Source organism: Oceanobacillus sp. M65 (assembly GCF_052246275.1).
Taxonomy (GTDB): domain Bacteria; phylum Bacillota; class Bacilli; order Bacillales; family Amphibacillaceae; genus Oceanobacillus_B; species Oceanobacillus_B jordanicus.
The window spans coordinates 93,925-120,005 of sequence record NZ_JBQQCJ010000002.1 but is presented as its reverse complement, the minus strand read 5'-3'; the positions used below and the strand labels follow the sequence as shown (position 1 = coordinate 120,005).

At 38.1% G+C, this 26,081-nt stretch carries 27 protein-coding genes and 1 other annotated feature; of the genes, 7 read left to right on the top strand and 20 right to left on the bottom strand.

What is annotated here, in order from left to right:
- Nucleotides 1-62: 62 nt before the first annotated feature.
- From pheT to ACTWPF_RS08120, 3 genes are all read right to left on the bottom strand, one after another.
- Complete coding sequence (gene pheT / locus ACTWPF_RS08130) at nt 63-2,489, bottom strand: phenylalanine--tRNA ligase subunit beta (protein WP_443148924.1); 2,427 nt, start codon at nt 2,487-2,489, stop codon at nt 63-65.
- 14 nt (nt 2,490-2,503) lie between these two features.
- Complete coding sequence (pheS, locus tag ACTWPF_RS08125; protein ID WP_443148923.1) at nt 2,504-3,538, bottom strand: phenylalanine--tRNA ligase subunit alpha; 1,035 nt, start codon at nt 3,536-3,538, stop codon at nt 2,504-2,506.
- Nucleotides 3,539-3,957: 419 nt separating this feature from the next.
- Entirely contained in the window at nt 3,958-4,695 is a 738-nt protein-coding gene (locus ACTWPF_RS08120; RefSeq protein WP_443148922.1) for a TrmH family RNA methyltransferase, read from the bottom strand.
- A gap of 170 nt (nt 4,696-4,865) precedes the next feature.
- Here ACTWPF_RS08120 and sspI point away from each other — a divergent pair, with 170 nt between their 5' ends.
- The 6 genes from sspI (at nt 4,866) to ACTWPF_RS08090 (ending at nt 10,825) form a co-directional block, all read left to right on the top strand.
- A complete protein-coding gene (gene sspI, locus ACTWPF_RS08115) occupies nt 4,866-5,087 on the top strand; it encodes a small acid-soluble spore protein SspI (RefSeq protein ID WP_106897105.1) in 222 nt (73 codons plus the stop codon).
- Nucleotides 5,088-5,495: 408 nt separating this feature from the next.
- Nucleotides 5,496-7,076 (top strand): hypothetical protein, encoded by a 1,581-nt coding sequence (locus tag ACTWPF_RS08110; protein WP_443148921.1) that lies wholly within the window; start codon nt 5,496-5,498, stop codon nt 7,074-7,076.
- A gap of 34 nt (nt 7,077-7,110) precedes the next feature.
- Nucleotides 7,111-8,322, top strand: a complete 1,212-nt coding sequence (locus ACTWPF_RS08105) for an ABC transporter permease (protein WP_443148920.1) — start codon at nt 7,111-7,113, stop codon at nt 8,320-8,322.
- Nucleotides 8,319-9,464, top strand: a complete 1,146-nt coding sequence (locus ACTWPF_RS08100) for an ABC transporter permease (RefSeq protein WP_443148919.1) — start codon at nt 8,319-8,321, stop codon at nt 9,462-9,464. Before ACTWPF_RS08105 ends, ACTWPF_RS08100 begins: the two co-directional genes overlap by 4 nt.
- Entirely contained in the window at nt 9,448-10,116 is a 669-nt protein-coding gene (locus tag ACTWPF_RS08095) for an ABC transporter ATP-binding protein (protein ID WP_106897109.1), read from the top strand. Before ACTWPF_RS08100 ends, ACTWPF_RS08095 begins: the two co-directional genes overlap by 17 nt.
- Nucleotides 10,117-10,192: 76 nt before the next feature.
- Nucleotides 10,193-10,825 (top strand): lytic transglycosylase domain-containing protein, encoded by a 633-nt coding sequence (locus ACTWPF_RS08090; RefSeq protein WP_443148918.1) that lies wholly within the window; start codon nt 10,193-10,195, stop codon nt 10,823-10,825.
- 125 nt (nt 10,826-10,950) lie between these two features.
- Here ACTWPF_RS08090 and ACTWPF_RS08085 read toward each other — a convergent pair whose 3' ends face one another.
- Entirely contained in the window at nt 10,951-12,036 is a 1,086-nt protein-coding gene (locus tag ACTWPF_RS08085; RefSeq protein WP_106897111.1) for a M42 family metallopeptidase, read from the bottom strand.
- A gap of 100 nt (nt 12,037-12,136) precedes the next feature.
- Nucleotides 12,137-12,571, bottom strand: a complete 435-nt coding sequence (gene dut / locus ACTWPF_RS08080) for a dUTP diphosphatase (protein WP_106897112.1) — start codon at nt 12,569-12,571, stop codon at nt 12,137-12,139.
- Nucleotides 12,572-12,805: 234 nt separating this feature from the next.
- Here dut and ACTWPF_RS08075 point away from each other — a divergent pair, with 234 nt between their 5' ends.
- Nucleotides 12,806-13,198: a sigma-w pathway protein ysdB gene (locus ACTWPF_RS08075; protein WP_106897113.1), complete on the top strand. Its 393-nt coding sequence runs from the start codon at nt 12,806-12,808 to the stop codon at nt 13,196-13,198.
- A gap of 57 nt (nt 13,199-13,255) precedes the next feature.
- On the opposite strand, the gene ACTWPF_RS08070 is transcribed toward ACTWPF_RS08075, so the two are convergent.
- The 15 genes from ACTWPF_RS08070 to mutM all read right to left on the bottom strand — a co-directional run bounded on the left by ACTWPF_RS08070 (nt 13,256) and on the right by mutM (nt 26,070).
- Nucleotides 13,256-13,828, bottom strand: a complete 573-nt coding sequence (locus ACTWPF_RS08070; protein WP_036572178.1) for a TVP38/TMEM64 family protein — start codon at nt 13,826-13,828, stop codon at nt 13,256-13,258.
- 109 nt (nt 13,829-13,937) lie between these two features.
- Complete coding sequence (locus ACTWPF_RS08065) at nt 13,938-14,213, bottom strand: DUF1294 domain-containing protein (RefSeq protein ID WP_106897114.1); 276 nt, start codon at nt 14,211-14,213, stop codon at nt 13,938-13,940.
- A 295-nt stretch (nt 14,214-14,508) separates the two neighbouring features.
- Nucleotides 14,509-14,865 (bottom strand): 50S ribosomal protein L20, encoded by a 357-nt coding sequence (rplT, locus tag ACTWPF_RS08060; protein ID WP_106897115.1) that lies wholly within the window; start codon nt 14,863-14,865, stop codon nt 14,509-14,511.
- 60 nt (nt 14,866-14,925) lie between these two features.
- Nucleotides 14,926-15,123 (bottom strand): 50S ribosomal protein L35, encoded by a 198-nt coding sequence (gene rpmI, locus ACTWPF_RS08055; RefSeq protein WP_106897116.1) that lies wholly within the window; start codon nt 15,121-15,123, stop codon nt 14,926-14,928.
- A gap of 31 nt (nt 15,124-15,154) precedes the next feature.
- Nucleotides 15,155-15,658, bottom strand: a complete 504-nt coding sequence (infC, locus tag ACTWPF_RS08050; protein WP_036572171.1) for a translation initiation factor IF-3 — start codon at nt 15,656-15,658, stop codon at nt 15,155-15,157.
- A gap of 72 nt (nt 15,659-15,730) precedes the next feature.
- Nucleotides 15,731-15,853: a sequence feature (ribosomal protein L20 leader region), on the bottom strand.
- A gap of 160 nt (nt 15,854-16,013) precedes the next feature.
- Entirely contained in the window at nt 16,014-17,957 is a 1,944-nt protein-coding gene (thrS, locus tag ACTWPF_RS08045) for a threonine--tRNA ligase (protein ID WP_443148917.1), read from the bottom strand.
- Nucleotides 17,958-18,289: 332 nt separating this feature from the next.
- A complete protein-coding gene (ytxC, locus tag ACTWPF_RS08040; RefSeq protein ID WP_106897118.1) occupies nt 18,290-19,147 on the bottom strand; it encodes a putative sporulation protein YtxC in 858 nt (285 codons plus the stop codon).
- Between the two features lie 199 nt (nt 19,148-19,346).
- Nucleotides 19,347-20,276 carry a primosomal protein DnaI gene (gene dnaI / locus ACTWPF_RS08035; protein WP_106897119.1) on the bottom strand — a complete coding sequence of 310 codons (930 nt, stop codon included), beginning with the start codon at nt 20,274-20,276 and terminating at the stop codon, nt 19,347-19,349.
- A 27-nt stretch (nt 20,277-20,303) separates the two neighbouring features.
- Nucleotides 20,304-21,629 carry a replication initiation and membrane attachment family protein gene (locus ACTWPF_RS08030; RefSeq protein ID WP_106897120.1) on the bottom strand — a complete coding sequence of 442 codons (1,326 nt, stop codon included), beginning with the start codon at nt 21,627-21,629 and terminating at the stop codon, nt 20,304-20,306.
- 31 nt (nt 21,630-21,660) lie between these two features.
- The gene (nrdR, locus tag ACTWPF_RS08025) at nt 21,661-22,143 is read right to left on the bottom strand and encodes a transcriptional regulator NrdR (protein ID WP_036572161.1); all 483 of its coding nucleotides are present in this window, start codon (nt 22,141-22,143) and stop codon (nt 21,661-21,663) included.
- A 40-nt stretch (nt 22,144-22,183) separates the two neighbouring features.
- Entirely contained in the window at nt 22,184-22,573 is a 390-nt protein-coding gene (locus tag ACTWPF_RS08020) for a cytosolic protein (protein ID WP_106897121.1), read from the bottom strand.
- A 215-nt stretch (nt 22,574-22,788) separates the two neighbouring features.
- Nucleotides 22,789-23,169, bottom strand: a complete 381-nt coding sequence (gene speD, locus ACTWPF_RS08015) for an adenosylmethionine decarboxylase (protein WP_106897122.1) — start codon at nt 23,167-23,169, stop codon at nt 22,789-22,791.
- Between the two features lie 289 nt (nt 23,170-23,458).
- The gene (locus ACTWPF_RS08010; RefSeq protein ID WP_443148916.1) at nt 23,459-24,490 is read right to left on the bottom strand and encodes a glyceraldehyde-3-phosphate dehydrogenase; all 1,032 of its coding nucleotides are present in this window, start codon (nt 24,488-24,490) and stop codon (nt 23,459-23,461) included.
- A gap of 125 nt (nt 24,491-24,615) precedes the next feature.
- On the bottom strand, nt 24,616-25,227 hold the full coding sequence (gene coaE, locus ACTWPF_RS08005; protein WP_443148915.1) for a dephospho-CoA kinase: 612 nt from the start codon (nt 25,225-25,227) through the stop codon (nt 24,616-24,618).
- Nucleotides 25,228-25,239: 12 nt separating this feature from the next.
- Entirely contained in the window at nt 25,240-26,070 is an 831-nt protein-coding gene (mutM, locus tag ACTWPF_RS08000) for a DNA-formamidopyrimidine glycosylase (RefSeq protein ID WP_443148914.1), read from the bottom strand.
- Nucleotides 26,071-26,081: the final 11 nt, after the last annotated feature.

Here is a 26,081-nt window from a genome sequence, read left to right as displayed (position 1 = left end):
AAGCCGACCAATTAATCGTGTTTCATCTATCGACTAATTGATCGGCTTCTATAATAATATTATTATGATCTTACATATGCATCATATTTTTCATTTACGTTATGAAGGATGTTAGTATAAGACTCCTCGACTTCTTCGTCTGTAAGAGTTTTATCAGGGTGTTGATATACTAGGCTGTACGCAACTGATTTTTTGTTTTCCCCTATGTTTTCTCCTTGATATACATCAAATATATTGACTTGTTTTACTAATGGAGCTCCTAATTCTACAATCGTCTGTTTCACATCCCCAGCAGGAATCTGCTTATCCATGATAAAGGCAATATCCCTTGAAATGGATGGGTACTTCGGAATTTGACTATAGGAAGGGACAGCACTATGCTCGGCAATCACTTCTTCCATATTCACATCAAATACATACGTATCTTTAAGCCCACTTTCCTTTTGTAAGGCAGGGTGTACCTGGCCAATAAAGCCGACTTCTTTACCATTAATAAGTATTACAGCACTTCTTCCTGGATGCATCTGTGGTATTGTCCCTTTTTTGAAGGAGACTGGTAATTTTAGGTAGTCGAACAATCCTTCCATTATGCCTTTCACTACATAAAAATCAACCTCTTTTTTCTCCTGTTGCCAAGGATGCTCCATCCATTTGCCGGAAAGTGCGCCAGAGACTCTAAGTTGCTCAGATGGTTGGCTCGTAATCATCTTTTCCTGGGAAACGAAGATTTTACCTAGCTCAAAGTAAAACAGATCTGTTTGATTTCTTGCCTGGTTATAGGAGATGGTACTTAACAACTCTGGCAAAAGACTTAACCTTAAATATTTATGATCCTCACTCATCGGCATAGATAGCGCAACGGCTTGTGGGTCTAAATTTTGAATTTCTGGACTGATAAGTTGGCTGATCTTTGCTGAGCTTGTTAAGGAGTATGTTATTGTCTCCATAAGCCCAGCACTTTGTAAGTAGCGTTTCACATCCCGTTTTAGCTGTTGTGTCTCTGTAAGCGCCCCAGCATGGGCTTCCCCTTCTGGCAATGTAAAAGGCAAGTTATCGTACCCATATACACGTGCAATTTCTTCGAGTAAATCTTCAAAAATGGTTATATCGCCCCTGCGAGTTGGTGCATAGACAATAAACTCTTCAAGGTCCTGCTCAAAATGGAAACGAAGCTTGCGAAATATATCAGCAATATCTTCAGCTGTTATCTCTGTTCCAAGTCGCTTATTTACTTCACTTGTCACAAGGTTAATCTTTTTCTCGGTTCGATCAATTTGGTCGAATTCAACCACATTAGCTAGGACCTTCCCACCAGCATATTGTGTTAAAAGCTGGCATGCTCTTTGACCTGCTTCTCTTACTCTATTTGGGTCGATTCCTTTCTCAAAACGTGTACTTGACTCACTACGTAAACCGGTATCCTTCACTGCTTTCCTTACAGCAGACGATTCAAAATAAGCGGCTTCAAGTAATACCGTTTTAGTCTTTTCATGAACTTCTGTATCAAGCCCACCCATTACGCCGGCTAATGCAACAGGCTTTTCGCCATCCGTAATAACTAGATGTTCTTCTGAGAGTGTTCTTTCCTGCTCATCAAGCGTCACAAGTTTCTCGCCATCCTTAGCACGTCGAACCACAATGTTTTCTGACTGCAAGCGATCATAGTCAAATGCATGTAATGGCTGACCATACTCCAACATTACAAAGTTGGTAATGTCCACTACATTGTTAATCGGTCTAATACCCGCTGCGATTAGATGATTTTTCATCCAAAGTGGCGAATCTTTTACCTCAATATCTTTAATAACAAAAGCTCCATAATACGGATTTAAATCTTTAGCTTCAACTTCAACTTTTATATAGTCTGTAGCATCTTCATCTGTAACTTCTACTTCCTCACTTGGCAGTTGGAGTGGCTGATCCAGTAGTGCAGCAACTTCATAGGCTACCCCTAACATGGAAAGACAGTCCGCGCGATTGGGTGTTAATTCAAATTCAAGTACAGCGTCGTTAAGGTTTAATAATGGTTCTACACTTTCTCCCACTGTTACATCTTCAGGAAAAACAAAAATTCCTTCAGCGAATTCTTTTGGTACATATTTTTCTTCGATCCCAAGTTCCTGTAGCGAGCAAATCATACCGTTTGATTCAACGCCACGTAATTTGACTTTCTTAATTTTAAAGTTACCTGGCAACACAGCCCCTGGCTTAGCTACCGCAACTTTCTGTCCTTGCGCGATATTCGGTGCACCACAGATAATCTGTAACGTTTCTTCTCCCGTATCAACTTGACATAGATTTAGCTTGTCTGCATTAGGATGTTTTTCACAGGATTGTACATATCCTACGACCACATTCTCACTTTTCTCCGCAACGTACTCTACACTTTCCACTTCAATCCCGGACTTTGTTACTTTCTCAGCTAACTGCTCCGGACTTATTTCTCCAATATCTACATAATTCTTTAACCAATTAAGTGATACTAACATTGACCTCTACCTCCTTACGCGTTATGGTACTGTTTCAAAAATCGTTTATCATTTGTATAGAACTGTCTAATATCATTCACACCATATTTCAGCATGGCAATTCGTTCTGGACCCATCCCAAAGGCAAAACCAGTGTATACTTTCGGATCATACCCGGCCATTTCCAACACATTTGGATGTATCATACCTGCACCGAGAATTTCAATCCAGCCTGTGCCCTTACATACAGAGCACCCCTGACCATTACATACCTTACAAGAAATATCCATCTCAACAGATGGTTCTGTAAATGGGAAGAAGCTAGGGCGTAAGCGGATTTCCCGATCTTTCCCAAACATCTTCTTCGCAAACTGATCCAATGTTCCTTTTAAATCACTCATGCGGACGTCTTTCCCTACATAAAGCCCTTCTATCTGTGTAAACTGATGGGAGTGTGTTGCGTCATCTGTATCTCTTCTGTAAACTTTTCCAGGACAAATCATTTTGACCGACTGATCTCCGTCAAATTCCTTCATCGTCCTTGCCTGCACAGGAGAAGTATGTGTTCGCATTAATAATTCGTTTGTTACGTAAAATGTATCCTGCATGTCTCTTGCTGGATGGCCTTTAGGTAAATTTAATGCTTCAAAGTTATAATAGTCTGTTTCCACCTCTGGACCTTCTCTTACTTCATAACCCATCCCAATAAATAAATCTTCAATTTCTTCTACAATTTTTGTTAGAAGGTGTTCTCCCCCAACATTAACTGGACGACCTGGCAAGGTGACATCTATTGCTTCTTCCTCCAGCTGTTTTTCAAGTGCGAGCTCTTCAAGTTTTTGCCCCTTTTCTTCAAGGGCTGTCGTAATTGTTTCGCGTACCTCATTTGCTAATTCCCCAATAATTGGACGCTCTTCCTTTGATAGTTTACCCATTCCGCGTAATACACCGGTTAAAGAACCTTTTTTTCCAAGGTAGGCAACCTTAATGTCCTGTAACTCTTTTAATTCATCTGCACTCACAATCCTACCAAGTGCTTCTTGTTTAATTGTTTCCAATTGTTCCTTCATACTGTTTTACCTCCTTCTATCTTTGTAAATGCCGCATGGTTCTTAATTAAAAGATCCTTCTTTTTTAATCTGCTCTACGCAACAATGAGAAGTGAATCGTTTAAAAAAGAATACAAAAAGCCCCATCCCAGAAAAGGGACGAGGCTATAAATTCGCGGTACCACCCTAATTGACGCATTAACGTACAAAATGCATCCAGCTCTAACATGATAACGGAATGTTCCGGATCACCTTTACCTGTAGTATAAAACAGGGTCCCGGTGTCAGCTCCAGAGTGAAATAATAACAGTCGTTATGGTAAAAATGCTTTCAGTCTAGGCATTTTTTCCCTTTCCCACATGATCATGTTATCTGTCTCTTTCTTCGCTTTTCTATTAAGAATACACTTATTATATGCAATTTAAATTACTTGTGCAACATTATCCTTTAATATAGTACATTAAAATTCCTGCTGCAATGCTGACATTAAGAGATTCTGCTTCCCCGTATATGGGAATTTTGACCACAGTATCTGCCTCTTCCTGTAAAACTTGTTGCACGCCAGCACCTTCATTTCCTAAAATAAGTGCAACCTTACTATTCCTGTTAGTTTCACTGAAATTATGCGCATTTTGTAAAGCAGTTGCCCAAATTGTATACCCGTTCCGCTTTAATTGCTCTATTTCTGTATCTAAAGGAGCTGCTTTAATAGGAATATGGAATAGAGATCCTTGCGTCGATCTAACCACTTTATCATTGTAAAGATCAACGGTACCTGAACCAAGGATGATTCCACCAAATCCAGCGGCATCTGCAGTACGAATCATTGTTCCTAAATTTCCAGGATCCTGAATAGCGTCAATTAACAACAGATGATTATCTAAATCGACTATTGCTTCTTTCATTTTTACAATTGCAGCAATACCTTGAGGAGACTTCGTTTGGGATACATGCTGAAATACTTGTTCTGTTACAAAACTTACTGGTATTTCTTCACACCATTTCGGAAGCTGAATATCCTCCTGGGCAATAACCTCCAAAATAGTATAATTGCTTTTCCATGCTTCTTCTACCAAGTGATTGCCTTCAACTAGAAAGGTTCCTGTTTCCGTTCTTTCCTTCTTTTTATGTAGCTTACGTAACGCTTTTATTTTTTCGTTTTTTGCTGAGGTAATCATAGACTTTTCATCCTTCATATTAAAATTAAAATCGGTTAAAACATCTGAGTAATATTAGTTTGCATTAATAGTCCTTGTATCAATTAAATCCATTTTTATTATCATACATATTATTTTACTTCCGGGTCAAACTATCCCTAGCTTTAATTTTCTAAAAGAGGTGAAAAGAAATGGATTTAAATTTACGGAAAGCAATACTAACAAATATCGCGACTAATGACCAATCTCAATTAGAAGCAACCATTGTGGATGCAATCCAGGATGGAGAAGAAAAAATGCTACCGGGTTTGGGCGTGCTATTTGAATTAATTTGGAAAGCATCAGATGAACAAGAAAAACAAGAAATGATCGACGCCCTTGAACAAGGTGTCAAAAAGGAAACTGCTAGTTAATAAAAGTGCAAAAAGGTAAGTAAGTTTACGTTTTTGGCGCTCGGTGCTAAACGAAGAACTAAGAACGTTTGGTCATTTAAGAAAATAAATAGACCGATACTAAAATAGATGCGATTCGCATCTATTTTTTTAAAATAAAGAAAAAGACCTATGCACATCGATACAATTTCTTGAAATTACCAATTATATTTCCACTATTTGTAATAAAACAAGGTCTAATTACCCCTATAATTATCTTGAAGTCAAAGTATTATAACCCTTGATATGACAATCTATTTACCTACCTTTGTGAAACCATTTGACTATATTTTTTTAATCTGATAAAAAGAATGAAGATACTTTGTCGTTATGTATTTTTACTCTAAGCATATATAATAATGATAAAGGACAAAGGAGAGGAGCAAGATAATGGATGAAACTGTAAACAATACTCCAGAGAAAAAGAAAGGAGTATCCAAAGGACTTATTGCAATCATTGTTGCCGCAGTTTTGGTGATAGGAGGTAGTGTAGCTGCCTTTGTATTATTAGAAAATTCGGCTAAGGCTCAGTATTTTTTAGCAGAGAAAAACTCACTTGATTACATAGGTGATAAATTTGAAGATCGATATCAACCAGAGATGGAGTGGTTAGAAACATCAGAAGAAAATCCTACAGAGTCAACAGTTGAGTTATCAGCTGAATATAATGACCCAAACGGTGGGATGGGATACGGAATGGGATTGGATCCTAGCCAGATCATTAATAACTCTACTATCACCTTAACAACTGCTGCTGACATGGAAGAAAAACAAATATCCACAGAACTAGCTGCATCATTCGGTGAAATGGAGATAGATGGGGTTCAATTCCACGTGACAGCAGAGAAGATTCTTCTTGGCCTACCATTCATCAATGAAATATTACAACTAAAAGATGAAGACCTTGGACCTTTATTAAAAGAAGTAGACCCGGAAACCTTCACAGGTGAGGAATCTATGAATCTAGAACAATTATTTGAAGGAACAAACTCGGAAGATTTAGAGTACTTTAAAGAAGAATATGGAAAGATGATTTTTGATGAGTTACCTGAAGATGCATTTGAACAAACGGAAGAATCTATCAAGGTTCAAGATCAATCTTTAGACACAGAGAAACTTAGTCTTCATCTTTCTGAAGATCAGGTTAAGGACCTTATTGTCAAGACATTAGAGAAAATGAAAGACGATGAAAAACTGAAAGAAATGATTCGTGAGCAAATGGCTTTACAACAGTTTGGTGGTACAGCAATGTCACCTGATGCCGACCAATTTATTGCCGATTTTGAAACTGGTTTAGAAGAAGGAATTAATGAAATAGATAAAGTAAGCATCCCAGATGGGTTAAATTCTACAATTTGGGTCAAAGATGATTTAATTGCCCAGCGAGATTTTTCTGTAAAATTAGGTTCAACAGAAAATGAGGATACCGTTTCCTTGGCTGTAAAAGGTTCGCAACTACTCGAAGATGCAAATCAATCCTTTAACTATGATTTTAGTTATGACGATGGGTATACCGAGGGTACAATGAACTTAACAGGTGACCTTTCTTGGAAAGATAATCAAGCAACTGATTCACTAGCATTAACCTTCGCTGATACGGTTCTTTCTTATAATGGAGAAGAAACCCTTGATGGGACCGCGCGTGAGTTTGAGCGGACATTCTCGTTTGAAGATCCAATGAATGGTGAAGGAAGCTTGATCTGGTCTGGAAATGCAAATTATGAAGGTGACCAAATGACTTCTGAACATTCCTTCTCTGTGAACACGCCAGATATGAGTCAAGACATGTTCGCCTTACATGCTGCTGTTGAAGGGAAAACAATTGATAGTGTCGAGCTACCAAACGAGGACAACGTGAAAGACATAGGAAGTATGAGCATGGATGAATTGTCACAATACTTCAATACTGAGGTAACACCACAATTTCAGCAATGGGTTTCAAACCTTCTTTACGGAGGAGCAGGCTTTTAATCTTTAAAGAAATGGAAGTGCTAGAATGCATTTCATGAGGAATGTAAGATTATTTGTTAAAAATAATGTATTACAGTTTAGGAGGAAGTGGCTCTCACTTCCTCTTCTTTTGCTTTTTCCGATCTTATTAACAGGTCTTGTGCTATTTATTATACTTCAGTTTTTTATTAACGATGAGCATGCCCCTGTTCAAGTCGGGATCGTTGATCAAGACCAATCGGAAGAAACACAACTCGTGAGTCAATTAATTGAAGAGACCCCGCTGAGCTCTTTCCTCGAACTTAGAGGGATGGAAGAGCAGCAAGCGATTGAACGAATAGAAGATGACAGCTTGAGTGCTTATCTAGTCATCCCAAAAGGGTTTACAGAAGACCTCTATCAAGGTCGATCAGTAGAGTTTCCAATCGTAGGTAATCCAACACAACCGGCACAAAGCCAATTAGTAAGAGAGTTAATTGAAAGCGTGACACGACACATACGTGCTTCACAGGCTAATATTCTGACTATTAATTATTATGCGAAGCAGTTGGATATAGATAGTGAAACAAGAAGCGATCTACTCTTTGAACAATTCAAGGAATACTTTTTCTACACAATCGGAAAAGACAGAATAGTAAATGAAAGTGAAATTAGCAATGCGGCTACATCTAACCCACTGAATTATTATAGCTTGTCTTTTTGGTTTACTTTTGTAACATTATGGCTTTTTGTTATTTATAACTTTTTATCTAAGGAAGACACTGTGCGACTTAAGCAGCGGATGAAATTATATGGTGTTACCGAGTTACAGCAGACATTTGCCAAAATGAGCGTTACGCTTATAGTAGCTACGTTATTTTCCGCAATTGCCCTTTTTCTTTTCCATTCATTACTTGATTGGGATATGACGATAGAAGACTATGGACGGGTCTTACTGCTTAGCATGCTTTATAGTACTCAATTTCTCTTTGCTCTCGGGATGGTAGAAATAATAATTTTCTCGCAAAAATTACGTATGCTAACCCAAAGTATATTAAGCGGTGTTTACCTTCTAATAAGTGGTGCACTTATTCCGACAATTTATTTTCCAGTCGTCATCCAAAAATTTATAGACTATGTTCCCTCTGTGGAGGCACACCATTGGGTGCAAGAAATTGTTTTAAATAACAGAGTATTTGTTGACTATATTCCACTCTTGCTTCTAACGATTGCTACTACTCTTATTTTTATAGGGACAGCTATTGGAAAGGAGCGAATTCAGGAATGAAAGCAATTCTTCAAACACGCTTCATCCATTTAAAAAAGCATTGGGGATCGCTTCTTTTTTGGCTCCTATTTCCTATTATTGCGACTCTGGCCATTATGGGGTTAACAAATTCTCTACAACAAGATAGCAAAGTCCCAGTAGGAATTGTCGTAGAAGAGACCACCCCTATGGCATTGGACTTGGTTGATTCTATCAAACAGACGCCTATCATTCGAGTTGAACAACTATCTGAAGATGAAGCTTTAACTCAGCTGGAACAACACCAGCTTGATAGTGTATTTATCATACGGGAAGGCTATGAGGAACAAATAAAAAAAGGAAGTAGAAACCGTCTGATCAAGAGTTATCGTTCAGACCTATCCTTTGCTTACTCTCCTATTGCGGAAATGGTGATGTCCTACGTCCAGCAGGATAACGGTAGAACGAAAGCAGTGCTCACTATTCAGGAACTTAGTGAACAATATGCAAATACAGGGGGAAATTGGACATGGGAAGAAATTGTGGACAAAAGTAAGGCAGTAGAAGCAGAAGAAAACTTACTACAGACTTCCTTTACTTTTTTAAACGCGCAAACTGAAGAGGATGCAAACCGATTTGTTTTATTTAATCCCTGGGGATTATGGGCCATTTTTTCAATCCTTTCGACCTTTATGGTAATGGATTGGATTATACGGGAACGACGCAAGAGCTTATCGCCACGTTTTTTCTTTATGCGAATAGCACTTAAATCCTATCTACTGCGTAATGCTGTGGTCTATGTCCTGTTATTTATCATTGTAGACACCGTAACAATTGCAGTATTTTACAAATCATTGGGGGAAGCTGTAACGCTGGAACTCATTTTTGCAGTCCTCTCCTTTCGACTTACCATTTTAATGGGGGCTTTTTTACTAGCCATATGGATTAATAAATTACCCATCTATTATGGTTTCTCGTTTGTGCTCACACTTTTGATCGCCATTATAAGTGGTGCGATTCTTCCGACTGAAGGATTAATAAGTCGCTATCCATGGCTACAATTAGGAAATCCACTAGCACCCTTTCTTTCTAAAGAAATTGGATATGGATGGAATATATTATTGGTTATCCTAATTGCAATATGGTTTGTGCGAAAGGAGAAGAGAAATGTTAAAGGTGCATAACCTATCAAAAAATTACGGAACGCGAAAAGTATTACAAGACATTAGTTTCAACGTTAACCCAGGAGAAGTCATCGGATTGGTTGGGGAAAACGGTGCAGGGAAATCTACTCTGCTGCAGATCCTTGCCACCTTGCAAAAACCCACTATTGGTAGCCTTTCACTGTATGAACGAAATTTTGAAGATAAAAAGAAACTTCGGAAACAGATTGGGTTTGTCCCCCAAGAAATAGCCTTATGGGATGAATTTACCGTAGAGGAAAATATGGTCTTTTTTGAAAAGCTGGCTTGGAGCAATAGAACTAAAACCCAGCTAAAACAACTCTGTTTGAATATGAAGCTCGATAGATGGAAGGACCCAGTTAAGTCCTTGTCTGGTGGAATGAAGCGTAAATTAAACATTGCAATCAGTTTAATTCATGATCCGGATCTACTGTTGCTTGACGAGCCTACAGTAGGTATAGATCTTAAATCGCGCAAAGAGATCGGCACCTATTTACAACGATTAGCTAAAGATGAAGGCAAAATTATCATTTACACTTCCCATGATATGGATGAAATTATTTCATTATGTGATCGAATTGTCTGTATCGGAGAAGATCCTTTTTATAAAAACTTACTTGAAGAAGCAGGTAAGTCTATTATTCCAGTTTAAATTTATATTGCATAATAGATAGATTATAGTAAAATAATCCTGTAAGCTATTTTAAAAGAGAAAGGGGGCAGTTACTATGGAGATAAGTGAGTTACAACAAATGATTCAATATCAGGCAATGGCTACGTTGACTTCATCTTCTGGCTCAAGTCCTTACTCTAATGGTTCCCCCATGATGGAATTAGCATTTAAACAAATGCTGCAGGAAAGAATAAACCAAGCAACAACTCAGAGTGCTGATTTAAATAAAAATGTTTCAAATATGAATACTCTTTATACTGCAATACAATCCAGCCCGTCACCGTCTTTCACAACAGAGGCAACTGGTGCTACTTCACAATATAATACATATGTACAAGAAGCAGCGACAAAGTATGGCTTGGATGAAAAACTTATACATGCGGTTATTAAAAATGAATCCAATTATAACCAAAACGCACGTAGTACTGCTGGTGCCCAAGGTCTAATGCAACTGATGCCCGCTACAGCTAGAGGGCTTGGAGTAACAAATCCATTTGACGCACAGCAAAACATAGAAGGTGGAGCAAAATACTTAAGTCAGATGCTTAGTCGATATAACGGAAATATGGAATTGGCACTTGCTGCCTATAATGCTGGTCCAGGTAATGTTGACAAACATCAAGGCATTCCACCATTTAAAGAAACACAAAATTATGTAACAAAGGTTATGAACAGCTACTTAGCATAATTTCACAAAAAAATGTGGACATATAAACGCCGAACGTTATTGTAACTCTTTTAGAGCTCAAATCTCGTTCGGCGTTTCTTTATTCTATACTCTTTAGTCTATGCAAGGTATTTCCTTATCCCTGCTTAACTTAGTACAATGTCTTTTACTGTATCTGCGTCCAGTTTTTTAATGGTTTCTACAATGATCTTCACAGCATTTTCAAAATCATCACGATGCAAAATTGCTGCATGAGAATGTATATAGCGAGTAGCTACCGTGATAGATAATGACGGTACACCATTTGCAGTTAAATGAATAGAACCTGAGTCCGTACCACCAGCCGCGATAGAAGTGTACTGATAAGGAATGTTGTTCTCATCAGCAGTTGCTAATACAAGATCTCTAACTCCTTTGTGAGATATCATAGAAGCATCGTATAAAACAATCTGTGGGCCTTCTCCTAGCTTACTGTCAGCATCTTTGTCTGATACACCTGGCATATCTCCAGCAATTCCTACATCAACACCAAAACCAATATCTGGCTTTATCGTATGTGCAGCTGTCTTAGCACCACGCAGTCCGACTTCTTCCTGAACAGTTCCCACTCCATATACAACGTTAGGGTGATCTGTATCTTTTAACTGTTTTAACACTTCTATTGCGATAGCACATCCGATACGATTATCCCAAGCTTTTGCCATTAGCAACTTCTCATTATTCATTTGGGTAAACTCAAAATAAGGGACAATAGAATCTCCAGGTTTTACACCAAATTCTTTTGCCTCTTCCTTACTAGAAGCGCCAATATCAATAAACATATCCTTGATATCTACAGGTTTCTTACGTGCTTCTGCAGAGAGAATATGTGGTGGTTTTGAACCAATTACACCAGTTACATCTCCTTTAGTTCCCATAATCGTTACACGTTGTGCGAGCATAACTTGGTTCCACCATCCGCCAATGGTTTGAAAATAAACGAAGCCTTTCTCATCGATCCGTGTTACCATAAAGCCAATCTCATCCAAATGACCTGCAACCATAATGCTTGGTCCATTTTCATCGCCAGCTTTTTTAGCAATTAAACTCCCTAGATTATCGGTATACACCTCATCTGCATATGGAGAGATATATTTATGCATTACCTCTCTTGCTTCTTTTTCATTCCCAGAAATCCCTTTAGCGTCAGTTAAATCCTTCAGCATTGTTAATGTTTCATCTAGTTTTGCCATATATGTACCAGTACCTCCTATAATATAATGTTCCCTTACAGTATAACCGTTTTTTGAAAAATAACAAAACAGAAACGTAGTTTTGAAAAGGCATCCTCATTTATTTTCCAGAGGAACCAAATCCCCCTTTATCTCTAGCAGTTTCAGACATAATGACTGTTTCAACAAGATTTATTTGTGCGACAGGCGCGACAACCATTTGGGCAATTCGCATTTGTTTCAAAACCTGGAAATCTTCTTTCCCATGGTTAATTAAGATTACTTTTATCTCCCCCCGATACCCCTCATCAATTGTTCCGGGACTATTCAGAACCGTAACAGAGTGCTTTAACGCTAACCCACTTCTAGGTCTTACCTGTGCCTCTGTTCCTTGTGGTAACTCAATTTGAATTCCCGTTCTTACTAAAGCTGACTCGCCTGCTTTAATTGTTTTTTCTTCAATTGAGAATAAATCCATCCCAGCATCCCCTTCATTTGCGCGGAATGGTAATGTTGCTTCCTCATCAACTAATTTTACTTTTAATGTATATGTCATGAAATCAACCTCTCCCCTATTTCCATCTAGCTACAATATGTGTGCGCGATAGCGATGCACTTGTTCTTCTTTTCTTAATCAACATTACAATCATTTCATTTTAACATGATTGGACCTTTAATATTAAACAAGACATTATTAAAGTCATGAAATTATTTTTTAGACAAAAAGTGAAACCTTCCTCCCTTGGTATACGTATAACGAGTATTAATCTGCAGGGAGACGTGTATCTTTATGATTGTGATTCTATTTCGCGTACTCGTTATCATCGCACTGGTACTCCTCGTTTATACATTAATACAATACTATCGCAATCCTTCACGGCGGCTGCGTCTGGCCAAGGTAGCAAATGAATTTTTCTTTCTTGACGAACCAAATAACAGTAAAAAAAATGTGCAGTTTGTCTATAAAGGTTGTTTATTTGAAGGAGAAAAGTATTTAGGTACAACCGAGGATGCATTTGAAGTAGTGAACATCCATGTTACGGTACGAGATCCCCTTGAACTAAGAGGGCTTACGAGAGATGATCTTTATTTTATGGAGAAAGAAATTTTAATGCGATATCCATATGCAAGTATTGAATGGAAGCATCCAATAAATCAGCTGCTTCTTACAAGCATTGAGTAAATATTATAAAACAAACTAAAAACCACTCATCATCAGATGAGTGGTTTATTCATTAAATTATGTCGCTGGGTGGAAGAATTCATTCCATTTAATTATTATCTCTTTTCGTCTCAATAAGTATAATAAAGGAAGCAGAGCCATTAGGAAAATGAAGATATGAAGTGGGGTTAAATTAGAAATCCATTGACCAATGGATGTGTAAACAAAGGCTAATGGAATGTTGGTAATAAGTGCAGACTTTGTATAATCCTTAAAGCCAGCTGAAATTTCCATTAAACATAGGGAAAGTAAGTGAAAATGGATAAATGGCACAAGCCTAAGTAATGCAATTTGAGATGGTGTGAACGAGGTCTGCTTTCCGATTAATTTATGTTTGACACGGACTAATTTGTTAAACGTTCCGGGCATCCAACGAATTACATAGTAGAACATAATACTGGATAACGTAATACCAATTAATGAATAAACACTGCCAGCAACCGCACCAAACAGCACCCCTCCGGAGATACAAATGAAAACAACTGGAAGGAAAAATAACGGCCTTAATAAGTGAAAGCTGATGAATAACAACGGTGCCAAAAATCCTCCTGTTTCAATAAACGCCATCAGGTAATTTCCAAACAGCTCCATAACAAACCTCCTCGCTTCAGAGCCTGCTCAAGCCTCTTTGCCCACCTCCTCACCTCATTATATGATGGTCATTGTCGGATTATGCCCTAATAGAGCGTTATGTAAAGTTTTAAATGGAATAAAGCAGATACACAACGGAAGCTATATTGACTAATAGCAAGATAGGCATACCCCATACAAATGTTTTATGCTTGGTTTTGTGTCTATATCGTTGCATTCCAATAATCGCCCCTAGAGCTCCACCAACAATCGCTAAAAGCCAGAACGTCCTTTCGGGTATACGGTATTGTCTCTTTTTTGCTTTTTGCTTATCTAAACCCATCATAATAAATGCAATGATATTAACGCCTAGAAGATATAGCAGCAATCCATTCAACTCGTCCATTGGAATACCTTCCTTCTTGTAACTACTTGATAATTTTAAATGATAGACTATGTATTATGCTATTTTAGAAAAACTCACATTCGCTCGTCCTTTAGCAAATGTGTACGTTTTTCTTATACTTGGAACCTCAAAATTTCAACTGCATCGACTTTGCTTCCTTGCTGGAATTTTATACTTTCCTAAAGTGTAAAAAAGACCAGATCTCTTATAAAATAAAAGATTTGGCCTTCTACCATTTAGGGCCGAATCAGATGGAGACTTAGCTCCACTAGAAACGGATGTACCTAAACGTTTTTTACTTAACAGCTTGTTTAGCTTTTTCTGCTAATTGAGCGAATGCTTGCTCATCATTAATAGCAAGATCTGAAAGCATTTTACGGTTGATATCAATACCAGCAACTTTTAAACCGTACATTAATTTGCTGTATGAAAGGTTGTTCAAACGAGCTGCAGCATTAATACGTGTGATCCATAGTTTACGGAAATCACGTTTTTTCTGTCTGCGGTCACGATAAGCATACTGACCTGATTTCATTACTTGTTGTTTTGCTGTTTTAAATAACGTTCTCTTTGAACCATAATAACCTTTTGCTAATTTAAGGACGCGTTTACGACGTTGACGCGTTACTGTTCCACCTTTTACACGTGGCATATAAATTCCCTCCTAAAATACATCTCATAGTAGTCTTTTTATTCGTATGTGCTTCTTAACTTATTTGTATGGAAGCATTGTTTTGATACGTTTGAAATCTCCTGCAGATACAACAGTACCTTTACGAAGTTTACGTTTTTGTTTTTGAGATTTGTTTGCGAACATATGGCTTGTGTAAGCATGTGCGCGTTTAAGTTTTCCAGTTCCAGTCTTCTTAAAACGTTTTTGAGAACCTTTATGGGACTTCATTTTTGGCATAGTTATTTCCTCCTCGTAAGCTGTCCAAATATTATTTTTCGTTAACTGGAGCGATCATCATAAACATATTACGACCTTCCATTTTCGGCTTGGTTTCAACGGTTGCAATATCTTTCACTTCTTCAGCGAAACGATCTAGCACCTCACGTCCAAGCTCCTTGTGGGTAATAGCACGTCCACGAAAACGGACTGCTGCTTTTACCTTATCACCCTTCTCTAGGAATTTTCTAGCGTTCTTTAGTTTTGTTTCAAAATCATGATCGCCAATTCCTGGAGTAAAGCGTACTTCTTTAACATTAATGATTTTTTGTTTCTTACGTGCTTCTTTTTCTTTCTTCTGTTGTTCAAAACGGAATTTACCGTAATCCATAATCCGACAAACAGGCGGTTTCGCATTCGGTGCAACTAACACTAAATCTAGGTTTCTTGTTTGTGCGATTTCAAGTGCTTCCTGGCGTGATTTCACTCCAAGCTGATCACCGTTTGAATCAATAAGACGTACTTCCCTAGCACGGATTTTCTCATTAACATTCATATCTTTGCTAATAGCCAGCCACCTCCAAAGTTATTTTGCGTGTTTCTGATCTCTATTGACAAGCGAATCATATACATTAAAAAAGCGTCGGTACAAAATGCACCCACACGTCTCCAATCGTTTAAAAAAGTTCGGAACCAGTCAACTGCAATAGAGCGTCGATCAGGTGAGAAGCGGGTGCTTCTTCTTGTCTTAAGATCATATAATGTTTTCAACTTAATTATCATATCATTTAAAAATACTGCTGTCAACACATGGTAAACAACAATGAGTTCTTAACCAAAATCTATTCTATCATAGATATCTCCATTTAAAAAGGGTAAATCCTTTGAAAACGGATTTACCCTTTAGATATTTATTTTGTATATAATGTTTTACTTGTTATTTCTTCTTTAATTAATTGTTTAAATGCCTCAAAAGATAAGGTGTTGGAAGCTTTTTCACCGTAGCGTCTTACATTTACGGCATCTTCATTAATCTCATTATCACCAAGAACGAGTGCAAATGGGATTTTCTGTGTTTGTGCTTCCCGTATTTTGTACCCAATTTTCTCGTCTCTTTCATCAAGGGATACACGCACCCCTTCTAAACGGAGGTCGTCGGCCACTTTTTTGGCATATTCCAGATGGACTTGTGGAGATACAGGAATCACTTTTACTTGAACGGGAGCTAACCAGGTTGGGAATGCTCCTTTGTATTCCTCAATTAAGAATGCAACAAAGCGTTCCATTGTAGAAACAACACCTCGGTGAATAACCACTGGTCGGTGCTCTTTTCCATCTTCCCCAATATAAGTTAGATCAAATTGTTCTGGCAGATGGAAGTCCAATTGAACTGTGGAAAGTGTTTCATCTTTGCCGAGAGCCGTTTTCACCTGAACATCAAGCTTTGGTCCGTAAAATGCTGCTTCTCCTTCAGCTTCTACATACTCTACATTCATTTCTTCCATTGTTTCTTTCAGCATGGCTTGTGCTTTTTCCCACATTGCATCGTTATCTACATACTTCTCTTTATCCTCTGGGTCACGATAGGATAGACGGAAATAATAATCTTCGATACCAAAGTCTTCATATACTTTTTGTACTAACTCTACTACCCGGATAAATTCATCCTTCAATTGATCAGGACGTGCAAAAATATGAGCATCATTCAATGTCATCGCACGGACACGCTGTAAGCCAGCTAGAGCTCCTGACATTTCGTAACGATGCATCGTTCCAAGCTCTGCAATCCTTACAGGTAAGTTACGGTAACTATATAGTTGGTTTTTATACACCATCATATGATGTGGACAGTTCATAGGACGAAGAACTAATTCTTCGTTATCCATTTCCATTACAGGGAACATGTCATCCTGGTAATGATCCCAGTGGCCACTTGTTTTATATAGGTCGACACTACCCAGTACTGGGGTGTATACATGGTCATAACCTAAGCGTTCCTCAAGGTCTACAATATAACGTTCAATGTTACGGCGAATAGTAGCACCCTTTGGAAGCCACAGAGGCAGCCCTTGTCCAACTTTTTGTGAGACAGTAAATATCTCAAGCTCTTTGCCTAATTTACGGTGGTCTCGTTCTTTACGTTCTTCCAAAATGCGCAAATACTCATCCACTTGGCTTTGCTTTTCAAAAGCTGTTCCGTAGATACGTTGTAGTTGTTGATTATTACTATCTCCACGCCAATATGCCCCAGAGATGCTTAACAATTTAAATGCCTTTATTTTATTCGTAGATGGAACGTGAATACCGCGACAAAGATCAAAGAATTCACCTTGTTTATAGATTGTCACTTGTTCCTCTTCAGGAATGGCATCAATTAATTCTTGCTTGAGGTGATCGTCCTTAAACATTTCCTTTGCTTCGTTACGGGATACTTCTATCCTTTTAATTTCTAAGCTTTCATCCACAATACGCTTCATTTCTTTTTCGATTTTTGGTAAGTCTTCTGGTGTTACAGATTGATCCATTTCGATATCATAATAGAATCCCTCTTCAATCACTGGACCTACTCCAAAATTAACGTCACCATACAAGCGCTTGATTGCTTGTGCCATCAAATGAGCTGTAGAATGGCGCATTACTTCAATACCTTCATCATTTTTATAGGTGACGATTTCTATTTTGCCACCGTGATAAAGCTCACGTTTTAAATCAACTAGTTCACCATCCAGTTTAATTGCAACTGCTTGCTTTTTTAGTCCACTGGAGATAGAACTTGCAATATCTTCTCCTGTTGATCCTGCTGGAAACTGTTTTTCAGCTCCGTCAGGAAAAATAATGGTTACTGCTTCCGACATTTCTGCTCACTCCTTCTCTACAATTAAAAAGCGCCCATCCCTCTGCTAATTTGCAAAGGGACGAGCGCTGACACGTCGTGGTTCCACCCAAGTTTCCGCAACAATTTATTACGGCTTTATAACATCTTTAACGCAGATCATACGCTGCTATTTACTTCATTTCCACAGCAGGGTTCAAAGGGGGTAATTAGTTGATGGTATAGAGGAAGCTTACAGCCAAGGCTCCCATCTCTGTACTAACTCAGTTCAACAAATCATGTCCTTCTCAAAACCTTTAAGTTGAGATAATTTATAATCAGTATTATATCTGTTGCTATACAGAAATGCAAGCCCTATTTTTGGCGATTGTTTAAGTAGAAGGCAAAAGGAAAATTATTGTATGGTTCAAAGTCTACTCTTTCCTGAAAAACATTAATAACTGTTAGTGTTTTTGGCTCTGATGGATGATCTCCATAAATTTTAATTTTCTCTGGAGCCATGGCTACAAGCGGTGCCAAATTAAGTTCATCCTCATCAAGCCCAACAATATATAACGGTTCCTTTTGCATGAGCAAGTGTAATTCCATTTTAGACAACCTTTTTCCATTCTGCTTAAAAAAGGAAAAGGGATCGCCTTGTAAAATATGAATAATTTTAAAGCTAGGCTCTTTTTTTGCAATGTATTCACGGAGTAAATAAACAAATTCTTGATGGTCCTCTTCCCGTTTGAACTCATCTATTGCCAATCCTACATAATGAACTAGCTTGTCTTTAAAAACGTTTAAACGAAACTTTACAATAGAATCATAGTGTACCGTAGGCGTATTTTTTATATTTGCCATAAAAAGCGACATTAAGAGTTGCCTAGGATCTTTGTCTTTTCTGACACGGCGACTGTCCTCGTCTTCCCCTGCAAATATCCATTGTGTTAATTCAAGTATTTTTTCCATTTCATCTTGGTTTGTATAATAATAATATTCTTCAATAATGGCGTTTATCATTGCTGTTAAACGGTGGGTAACAAATACTTCAACCATCGCCTTCGAAATGGCATCAAATAGTTCATTTGACTTTATCTCTTTTTCAAATAATATATGATTCCCCCAATCTTTATTGGTTTTCCAGTGTAACTCGATTCCCTTATTGTAGCGAAAAAGCAGTTCACAGAATCGGATTACTTCTTTATCTGACTCAAAATATACTTCAAGCAATCATCATCACCCTCACCCAACACCAAACTGTTACATTATATGGACGAGGAGAGCAAAAAATGAATAAACAACTGAAACTAGTCAATATAGTAAATAAAAAGAAAAAACTGGTAACAGAGTTCCTAAACTCTATCACCAGCTTTTTTTAAGTAAAATGGAGATCTTCTTGTTAACCTAACTAGTTTCAGGCCCACAGATGCTAGATGTCTCTTCGATTTCCTCCAGCAATTCGCACTTCTTTGCTTACTTGTTTTATTCGTTCCATAATTCTACCTGCTTTCACTTCCTCTACGCCACCACGTGTTGTAGCCAAATGACCCTCTAACTGATCCATACTGTAGTTGGATGTAAAAAAGACCGGCAGCCCCTCCATCATGCGATATTGTAAAATAGACCCAAGAATTTCATCACGGAACCAGGCTGAATGAAGTTCTGCCCCAATATCGTCAAGCATTAAGACATCTGCTTTTTTAAAGTAATCAATTTTATCATTAATCGAGTCATCCTTAAAGGAAGCTTTTATTTCCCTTACGAACTCAGGCATATAGATTAGTGTCGAGGAAATGTTTTTCTCCTTCAACTGATTTGCTAAAGCACCAAGAAAATACGTTTTTCCTACTCCAAATGGCCCGTAAAAGTAGATTCCTTTTTTAGGTAATCCTTCTTTAACCTGTCCCACAAAATGTAATAGCTGTCTAACAGCCTCACTTCGCTCGGGGTCACTGTCAATATCGGCGATCGTTGCCTGCATGATTTCCTTAGGCATAAATAGACTTTTGATTAGTTTATGCTGCTTTTGTTGCCTCTCATAATCAACTCTACTATGGCATTTTTCATAGGAAAGATGAATTTCGTTATCTTCCACGTGTAGAATTGGCGAATAGCCCTGTAGCATATTCTGGCAACCACCAAAAGACTTACAACGATCACATTGTTTCGACTGTGTCTTATATTCGTAGAGCTTTATTAAACTCTTATTAATCTCGTTCTTTTTTAATTCGGGATGTGCAGCTAAAAATTCCTTTATTTCCGGATCAGTTAATACTTCCTGTCTCGTACGGTTATAGTTTTCCTGGAAATTTTCATTTTGCTCCATCCAGCGTTTTAATTCAGATTGTACTGGTTTCATCTCAATCATCCTTGCAAATGATTATTTTTATTTATTTTCACCTGAAAATTGGCGCAGCAATGCCTCAATTTCCTGTTGCTCTTTTTCTTTATCTACATTTTGTTCCTTTGAAGTGGAGGGTTGCTTTTTCTTCCGCTCCTTGAACCAATCCGGAATAATTTCTTTCGACGCCGGTTTTCTATAGCTAGAAGCTGCTTGGTTCCCTTTTTGGAAATTCTTTGTTTCTCTCTTTGCAAAAGCCATCGCTTCCTTCGCAGTCTTTAAATTGGCTCTCGACCAATGGCTGGCGATCTTTCCTAAATAGGCCTTGGATAACTTCATATTAGTCTGGAGCAGCACATAATGAATTAATACATTCATGACCGGAGAAGGAAGTCCTTGTGATGTCATAACTTCTCTGATGACTTTCATATCCTGATCAGAAGCATGGTTACCACTTGATAGATCCTCTAATAACTGTTTGGGAGAGATCTTTTCAAGTTCCATAACTAATTGATCTTCCTTCGTGACGACTTCTTGGGACGATATCTGTGTTGGACTCGATTGTTTTTCGGTTAACTGTATATCCGTTTCCTTGTACTTTGATTTAAATAAATCATGGCACGCTGTTTTAAATTCTTCAGAGTTAAGCACATTATCCTCAGTAAGTGCCCATAAAAGGGACTTTTCTATTTCAAATGTTTCCAAATCATATAACTGCATCATTTGAATGATTAGTCGCTTATTCTCACCAGTTAGCACACGCTTTGCTGGTATCATGCGTTGCCTAAGCATCTGTTCCATCCAAGTAAAATCAAATACTGCTTCACTTGAAGCTGGTTTCTCGTCCTGCTTCACCTGATTGGCTGGAGCCTGTGGCTGAAAGGTTTGAAACACTTCATTGAAGGAAGCCGTTATATTTGACCCTTTTGTGACAGGTTGTTTCGTATAATGTTCCTGTAATAGTTCAAATTTATCCTTGCCGATGTGATGGTAGAGTAATTGTGTAAGCATACCATCTAAGAAAAAGCTTTTTGCAGAGAACGGGCTTTGGATCTCATAGGTATAATAGTTTTGCATTTCACCCTTGTTCTCGTATGTTTTTAACAGCCCAATTCCCTCTAGCTTTAATCGTGCCTGGTAAATTTCATCAAGAGGGAGATTTAAATAATTCATTAATGTATGATGTGTCTGAGGTGAATCTTCCTTTTGTAATTCTACTTCATGCAATAATGTCAAATACAATGTAACAGCCTGGATTCCAATCAGCGGCTGATACAAATGGGTCAATGATTTTGCATAGTCGACAGGTAAAGGTGATTTCACCACCACATAATAGCCTTCAATAGGCAAAATTTTACCAATAAAATTCATCGTGATTAACCCTTTCGCTTAACCCAATTTACTACGGTTTTGAACGTGTACCGTCATTCTTATCTGTTTTAATGAGATCTTTTAACTCATCAAAAAACACACTAATATCCTTAAACTGACGATAAACAGATGCAAAGCGGACATATGCCACTTCATCTACTTCGGAAAGCCTGTCCATCACCATTTCTCCTATCTCGTTGCTGTCAATTTCAGACATGCCAGTGTTTCGCAGTTCTTTCTCAACATCTATCGCTACCGCTTCAATTTTTTCAAGCGGAACGGGTCGTTTTTCACACGCCTTAATTAAGCCTCGAATAAGCTTTTCTCTGCTGTATTCCTGCCTTGTTCCATCCTTTTTCACAATGATTAACGGTACTTCCTCAATTCTTTCAAAGGTAGTAAAGCGAAAACCACAGGCTTCACACTCTCTTCGTCTTCGTATGGAACGGCCCTCTTCTATTGGTCGCGAATCCAATACTTTTGTACTTTTATATTGGCAATTGGAGCATCTCATGTCGTGGTGTCCCTCCTTTATGTCTTTTCATGAAGGAAATCTATTTTTTATCCGTAATTAGCTGCAGATGTTTGTTAAGTTCATTGTATAATGTTTTGATTAACTTTGAGCTATAGCCCAAATCAAACGGTAAGGCTGACTCTGTAGTAACGGAAAAATCAATGGCTGTCTGATAGGGCCTAACCATAATAACGGTCGCTACAACAAATGCCTTTTTCCCCTTTTTTACATACATGCTAATCTCACCATGTTCTGCTGAAACAGCGTTTAATTCATAGGATGGTGAATTTTTAATGATATCTTCAAGGGCACGTAGTCCCTTGTCTTTTGATGTTTTATAATAATGTGTGTTAAGTGACTCGTCCCAGTGATTTTCCTTAGTTTCAGCATGATTACTTAAATATTTTCCAATCGTATTGCGAACACCCATATCGCACACCTCATCATGAATATATTCTCAAACTTAAATATAAGAATTCTGATCGCTATGTAATAACTACATCTTTAATAGATTACTATTAATCTTAACATGTTTCAGGGAATTCCTCTAGACTGAACATCATAAGAGTGGCTATGCTTAGGGGAAAATAAAAGGTTGACTAGTTAGCAGTGTTTGATCACTGAATTAGTCAACCTGTTCTTATATTATAATACGCTTTGGAATTTTCCTGCTTTTACCGGCCCCATACCACGTGGAACTTCAACTTTTTCGAAAGTTTTAGACTCTAGCGCTTCAGCAATATATGTTGCTGCGACATTTGGATCAATAATGTCTCCGCAGGTATATACATCAATGCTCGCATAGCCATGTTCCGGAAAGCTGTGGATGGTTAAATGTGATTCTGATATTATAACCACACCGCTCACACCGTGTGGTGCAAACTTGTGAAATGCTACCTCTCGAATCTCTGCACCAGCTTTAAGTGCTGCATCCACAAAAATTCGTTCTATCAATCCCATATCATTTAATTTATCAATATTACAATCCCATAATTCGGCAATAACGTGTCTTCCCATTGTATCCATATAAATCCCCCTTATTTATGGTGATCCTCCTGATTTCTAACACCGCCACGGGGGAAAGTTAGTCCGATGAGGTCCTAACCCTTTAAGCGGATAAACCTTTTAATCAGGAAGTACATCGAAAAGTATATATGTTTTCTGCTTGATTTGCAACACGTTTTTTTCGAAAAAGGGAAGTTTGAAAATTGATGTTCTTATAAGAATCTTTCACTCTTTTCTAATTCTTCTATTATATCTTTTTATCTATTGCCGTACTGGTTGCCCCCCGAAAATATTATAGCTTGAAAGCAGTTTACAATACCACTGCAGAAGTACGATACATATATTTCCCCACATATTTTGTAAGGTCACTTACACGTTTTGCATATCCCCACTCATTATCATACCATGCAAGCACCTTTACTTTGTTCCCTTCCATTACCATGGTGGATAGTCCATCAATGATTGCTGAATAATTTGTAGTGGTGTAATCAATCGAAACGAGTGGTTCTACACTATAATGTAAAATCCCCTTCATACTTCCGGCTGCTTCATCAGCAAAAGCCTTGTTAACCTGCTCTGTAGTAACCTGATGGTTAAGATCTACGACTAAGTCGACTAGCGAGACATTTGGTGTAGGTACTCTTAGTGCCATGCCATGCAATTTGCCGTTCAAATGAGGTAAAACCTCACCTAACGCTTTGGCCGCTCCTGTGGAGGTTGGAATAATCGATTGGGTACAACCTCTAGCGCGTCGAAGATCTTTATGTGGATTATCAATGTTTTTTTGGTCATTTGTAAAAGCATGGACGGTTGTCATCAAGCCATTCTTTATTCCGAAATGGTCATCCAATACTTTTACTACGGGCGCTAAGCAATTTGTTGTACAGGAAGCATTGGAAAGAATGTGATCCGTGTCGGGGTCATATTCTGACTCATTCACCCCCATTACGATGGTTCTATCCAACCCTTTTCCTGGTGCTGTAATAACTACTTTCTTGGCCCCTGCCTCTATATGCTTACCCGCACTTTCTTTTGTTTTAAACTTTCCTGTTGCTTCAATAACTATGTCAACCCCAAGGCTTTTCCACGGCAGCTTCTCCGGTTCCCTTGAATTTACTATCTTTACTTTCTTTTCATTTACTTGCAATCCATTTTGAAGCGCTTTCACTTCTTCGGAAAAAATACCGTGTACACTATCATATTTAACTAGGTGTGCCAATGTATCTGCAGAATAATTAGCATTGACTGCAACCACCTCAATTTCACTGTCCAATATCAGTTGGCGAAAAACCATTCTGCCAATTCTTCCAAACCCATTTATCGCGATTTTTGTCTTCCCCATTTAGACAACCTCCCGTTAAGCTATACTTTAATCGAGATATTTCAAAATAAGTATAACATAAAAACTAATTAGTGTGTCTTATTAAAAAGAAAAACCTGACAAAATTGTCAGGTTCGGATTTTAGTTTAGTTTTCAGTAGTTAGGTCTCTCCATTGTTGAAGTAACTGTTCAAGTTGTTCATATGTCTCTTGCTTTGTACCATTATTATCAATCACGGCATCTGCCATTTTTACTTTCTCCGTAATAGGAATCTGTGACTGTATGCGTTGCCTTGCTTCTTGCTCATTATAGCCATTCCGAGTCATCAGCCGAGTTAGCTGGACCGATTCTGTCACACTAATAACAAGCGTCTTATCGACAAGGTGCGTTAGGTTACTCTCAAATAGTAAAGGAATATCCAATACAACAGTTGGCACACCTGCTTTTACATAGGCGTCTCTTTTAGCAAGCATCCTTTCGCGTACTGCAGGATGCACGATGTTATTAAGTTTCTCTCGCATCACGTGGTCATTAAATATAATTTCACCAAGCTTTGCCCGGTCTATGGTTTTATCTTCTTGCAAAATACTGTTACCAAAGGTATCCACTATTTTATTGTATGCATCCTCATGAGGATTTACTACTTCTCTAGAAATTTTGTCTGCATCGATTACCGGTACATTAAGATCATGGAACATGAGAGAGACGGTGCTTTTTCCGCTGGCAATACTTCCAGTAAGTCCAATTTTAAGCGTCACTATTCTCCCACCTCAATTATTTTTTTGGCAGGTACTGCAAACATGCGTACCACGGCCGCCCACTTTCATCTTCATAATCGGTTTTCCGCATTTCTTACATGGTTTATTTTCTTGTCCATACACATATAGGGACTGTTGAAACATTCCCATTTGCCCTTGTCCATTTACATAGGAACGAATGGTTGTACCACCTAGTTCGACTGCCTCAGCTAATGTTTCAATAGCTTGTTCCTGAATAGCCTTTACTTCCTTTTTGGTTAGCTTACTAGCTTTTTTTAAAGGATGGACACCAGCTTTATATAATGTTTCATCTACGTAAATATTGCCAAGACCTGTCACGATGGTTTGGTCTAAGAGGGCCGATTTAATTACCCGCTCTGTTTTTTTCAACTTTTGATAGAAGTATTCAAATGTAAAAGTAGCATCAAATGGATCTGGACCTAATTGATTCAACGGTTTATTAAGAAGCTCTTTGCCTCGCTGATATAGATGCATTGTACCAAACTTCCGAACGTCGTTATAACGAAGTTCTTCTCCATTTGTAAAACGGAAGATTACATGAGTATGCTTTTTAACCGCTTCCCCCGGTGGCTCTACACTATATTTCCCTTCCATCCGAAGGTGAGACACCATAACGTAATCATCTAGCTGAAAAAGTAAAAATTTTCCCTTTCTTGTTATATCCGAAATCGTCTGTCCAGTTAGCAGTGTTTGAAATTGCTGCACGTCATCTGGTTCTTTTATAATATTTGGCCAGAAGACCTCTACCTGCTCAATTGTTTTATTTAATACAAATTGTTTAAGTGTATTTTTTATTGTTTCTACCTCAGGTAATTCAGGCATGTTTTTCGTCT